The organism is Pseudomonas sp. (assembly GCF_050739655.1).
Lineage (GTDB): Bacteria > Pseudomonadota > Gammaproteobacteria > Pseudomonadales > Pseudomonadaceae > Aquipseudomonas.
Genome location: NZ_JBOIBY010000270.1, coordinates 1 through 2,543 on the forward strand (window position 1 = coordinate 1; position 2,543 = coordinate 2,543).

3 protein-coding genes are annotated in these 2,543 nt (G+C 59.1%); all 3 read left to right on the forward strand.

Translation table 11 applies throughout. The features are described 5' to 3' along the window. The first annotated feature begins 87 nt into the window (after window positions 1-87). Genes ACRESJ_RS13430 through hflD form a run of 3 tightly spaced genes read left to right on the forward strand, consistent with a single transcriptional unit; the run spans window position 88 to window position 2,359 of the window. Complete coding sequence (locus tag ACRESJ_RS13430; protein ID WP_431758319.1) at window positions 88-534, forward strand: NUDIX hydrolase; 447 nt, start codon at window positions 88-90, stop codon at window positions 532-534. A gap of 59 nt (window positions 535-593) precedes the next feature. Next, window positions 594-1,739, forward strand: coding sequence for a tRNA 2-thiouridine(34) synthase MnmA (gene mnmA / locus ACRESJ_RS13435; RefSeq protein WP_431758320.1), 1,146 nt, complete (start codon window positions 594-596; stop codon window positions 1,737-1,739). Beyond that, on the forward strand, window positions 1,736-2,359 hold the full coding sequence (gene hflD / locus ACRESJ_RS13440; protein WP_431758321.1) for a high frequency lysogenization protein HflD: 624 nt from the start codon (window positions 1,736-1,738) through the stop codon (window positions 2,357-2,359). Before mnmA ends, hflD begins: the two co-directional genes overlap by 4 nt. Window positions 2,360-2,543: the final 184 nt, after the last annotated feature.

The following is a 2,543-nucleotide window of genomic DNA, read 5'->3' on the forward strand; positions in this document are numbered from 1 at the left end:
ACATTGATGGTGGCTGATCCACCGCTATCGCTGGCAAGCCAGCTCCCACAGGGATAGTGTTTCAGCTTTGGAATTTGAGGAAAACTCATGGACTGGAAACCCCACATCACCGTCGCCACTATCGTCGAAGACAACGGCCGTTTCCTGATGGTCGAAGAGCTCAAGCACGGACGAAAGGTACTTAACCAACCAGCCGGACACTTGGACCCGAACGAAACCCTGACCGAAGCCGCCGTCCGCGAAACCCTCGAAGAAACCGGCTGGGATGTCGAGCCGACCGGCGTTCTGGGCATTTATCTCTACACCGCTCCGAGCAACGGCGTAACCTATCAGCGGGTCTGTTTCATCGCCAAACCGCTGAAACATCACCCCGATTACCAACTGGATGACGGCATCGTCGGCGCCAAGTGGTTGACCCGCGAGGAATTAATCGAGCAGCAGGAAAACTGGCGCAGCGAACTGATCATCCAATGCATCGACGACTATCTGGACGGTAAACACTTCGACCTCGAATTGATCCGTCCTTCTCTTTAGCCTTGCGGGCCCGAGCCTGCTAGAATCGCGTCCTTTTTCAAGACACTCATTGAATCCCTATGCGTGATCCAGCCCCTTCTGACACACAAAAGAAGCGCGTCATTGTCGGCATGTCCGGCGGCGTGGACTCTTCCGTTTCCGCCCTCCTGCTGATCGAGCAGGGTTATGAGGTGGAAGGCCTGTTCATGAAGAACTGGGAAGAAGACGACGGAACCGAATACTGCACCGCCATGGATGACCTGGCGGACGCCCAGGCCGTGTGCGACAAGATTGGCATCAAGCTGCATACCGCCAACTTCGCCGCCGAGTACTGGGATAACGTATTCGAGCATTTCCTGGCCGAATACAAGGCCGGACGCACGCCGAACCCCGACATCCTGTGCAACCGCGAGATCAAGTTCAAGGCATTCCTCGATTACGCCATGATGCTCGGCGCCGACCTGATCGCCACCGGTCACTACGTGCGTCGCCGCGACATCGATGGGCGCACCGAATTGCTCAAGGGCCTGGACCCGAACAAGGACCAGAGCTACTTCCTGCACGCCGTGGGTGGCGAACAGATCGCCAAGACCCTGTTCCCGGTCGGCGAACTGGAAAAACCGCAAGTGCGCGCGATTGCCGAAAAATACGAACTGGCGACCGCCAAGAAAAAGGACTCCACCGGGATCTGCTTTATCGGTGAGCGCCGTTTCAGCGACTTCCTCAAGCAGTACCTGCCAGCGCAACCGGGTGAGATCAAGACCACCGAAGGCGAAATCATCGGCCGCCATCACGGCCTGATGTATCACACCATCGGCCAGCGCCAGGGCCTGGGCATTGGCGGTTTGAAAGACGCCAGTGACGAGCCGTGGTACGTGTTGATCAAGGACCTGGAGCACAACGAGCTGATCGTCGGCCAAGGCAACGACCATCCGTACCTGTTCTCCCGCGCCCTGCTCGCGTCCGACATCTATTGGGTCAACCCGATCGACCTGAGCCAGCCGCGCAAACTGACCGCCAAGGTCCGTTATCGCCAGAGCGACCAGCCTTGCATCCTGGAAAAGACTGCCACCGGCTACCGCGCAACCTTCGATGACCCGCAACGCGCGGTCACCCCGGGCCAATCCGTGGTGTTCTACGACGGCGAAATCTGCCTTGGCGGCGGCGTGATTGAAGTGGCTGAACCATGGACCAGCAAGGGCGCTCTCAAAGGCGATCAACAATGAGCCCGATTCAGGAGCAACTGACGGCACTGGGCGGCGTGTTTCTTGCCGCCGTGCTGGTGGACAAGATCGCCAAGACCGGCCAGACCAATGAAGCGGGCCTGACCTGCATGCTCGGCAGCCTGTTGATTCGCGACCCCAAGGACACCCTGGAAGTGTATGGCGGCGACGACATCAATTTGCGCGAGGGCTATCGCGCCTTGATCGGCGCCCTGGAACGCGACCCGAGCGCCCTACAGCGCGAGCCCCTGCGCTATGCGCTGGCGATGCTCGGCCTTGAGCGTCAACTGGCAAAGCGCGAGGACATGCTCGACATCATCGGCAAGCGCCTGCCACAGATTCAGTCCCAGGTAGAACACTTCGGCCCGGCTCACGAAAATGTCATCGCCGCCTGCGGTGGGTTGTACCAGGACACCCTGAGCACCCTGCGCCAACGCATTCAGGTGCACGGCGACATGCGTAATCTGCAGCAGCCGAGCAACGCCTCGAAAATCCGCGCCCTGTTGCTGGCCGGCATTCGATCGGCACGCTTGTGGCGGCAACTCGGCGGTCATCGCTGGCAGTTGGTGATCAGCCGACGCAAATTGCTTAAAGAGCTTTACCCGCTGATGCGCAGCAGCTAAACAGCGCCCGCAACACCTTATGTAGCCTGTAACGCGTAATACGCTGGTCAGTTGGCAACGGACCGGCGGATTTTTTCATGTATGATACGCGCCCCATTTCGTTGCCCGACTGTCCGAGAACACCCCATGCAGCTCTCTTCGCTCACTGCGGTTTCCCCTGTTGACGGCCGCTACGCCGGCAAAA

Coding starts and splice junctions, on each gene's coding strand:
- ACRESJ_RS13430 (WP_431758319.1), top strand. CDS start 88: ATGGACTGGAAACCCCACATCACCGTCGCCACTATCGTCGAAGACAAC.
- mnmA (WP_431758320.1), top strand. CDS start 594: ATGCGTGATCCAGCCCCTTCTGACACACAAAAGAAGCGCGTCATTGTC.
- hflD (WP_431758321.1), top strand. CDS start 1,736: ATGAGCCCGATTCAGGAGCAACTGACGGCACTGGGCGGCGTGTTTCTT.